Here is a 1,200-nt window from a genome sequence, read left to right as displayed (position 1 = left end):
AACCCTTGGACGTGGGCTTCGAATGGAATGACTGAAGTCACTGTTAATATATATTCCTTAGCTGCACAAAAACAATTATTCCCGAATCAACCAACGCGTTTAGAAAAAGAAGGGGACTACGATAGAGCCTTTGCATACTTAAAACAAGCAGATAAAGAGTATAAAGATATTGATGACTTGTTTGTGAAACTTGTTATGTTTTGGCAACTTCATTTAGCATATGGGGAAGATTTTTATCCGAATCTCCACAAACTATATCGAGAGTTGCCAAAGGATAAACTTCCAGAAACTGATGAAGATGAAATACAAGCATTTATTTACAATACATCGAAAGTAGCGAAACAAAATGTACTTCCATTTTTTGATCAATGGGGACTGAAAGCATCACAAGAAACAAGAAAAAAAGTAGAAGCTTTGAACTATCCAACATTAACTGCCCCTATATGGGAAGCGACGGATGCGAAACCCGTTAAACCAGTAGCTGCGTATGGTCCAAGAAAATAATGAAAACAAGTGTGTGTGATCTAGCTAGTAATGCAATCGATGACAATCCAAATACAATTTGGCATAGCTAATAGAGCACATCATATAATTCCTTATAAACAAGGGGGATTACGTAGGTACATAGAGAGATATGGTATAGATCGGAATTTAGCCAGCATTTTTCTAAATCATTGACAGTTATACATGATGCGCGTGTGCCCATTGGCAGGATTGTGCAGATTAGAAGATCTGTGAATCAGTGATACCTATATATATCTTTTTTAGAAAAAGGTATTATGATAATTTTATTCTGTTATTCAATAATGGGTATTTAGAAAAGGGGCTACTTCGGGTTAAACTGTACTCTTTAGGGTAGCCTCCATTGCTATCAAGCTAACAAAACAAAATTCCCCTAAAATGAAAAAATACGCTATTCTTTCTGTAGCATCATAGGAAAGGATGGCGTTTTTGATATGAACTTATCTATTATTGATGAATTAGAATTGTTTTCTAAAGAGTTGCAACGATATATGTGGTTCTGGTGCAAATACTTAGGAAAGATATAAAGAGGCAAAAAGTTTCCTAGTGGAATCTAGTCTTAAGCAGCAATTCCAAATAGTTGATGGATGAAATTCACTTGATTTTGGACAGACTTGTCCAGTGAAACAAGTTGCCCTTTTTTCATCATGTGCATAGCTTCTATTCCAGAAATAATAT

General features: G+C 35.2%; 1 protein-coding gene and 1 pseudogene. One reads left to right on the top strand and one right to left on the bottom strand.

The window, feature by feature from the left end; all coding sequences use genetic code 11:
- On the top strand, positions 1-504 hold a 504-nt coding region (locus tag ACM6HU_RS26430; protein ID WP_414848524.1), incomplete at its 5' end, for a M60 family metallopeptidase.
- Positions 505-1,081: 577 nt separating this feature from the next.
- Here ACM6HU_RS26430 and ACM6HU_RS26425 read toward each other — a convergent pair.
- A pseudogene (locus tag ACM6HU_RS26425) lies at positions 1,082-1,200 on the bottom strand (IS6 family transposase); the annotation flags it as partial.

The organism is Bacillus sp. IT-79MI2 (assembly GCF_949768135.1).
Lineage (GTDB): Bacteria > Bacillota > Bacilli > Bacillales > Bacillaceae_G > Bacillus_A > Bacillus_A pseudomycoides.
This window is presented reverse-complemented; position numbering and strand designations above follow the sequence as displayed.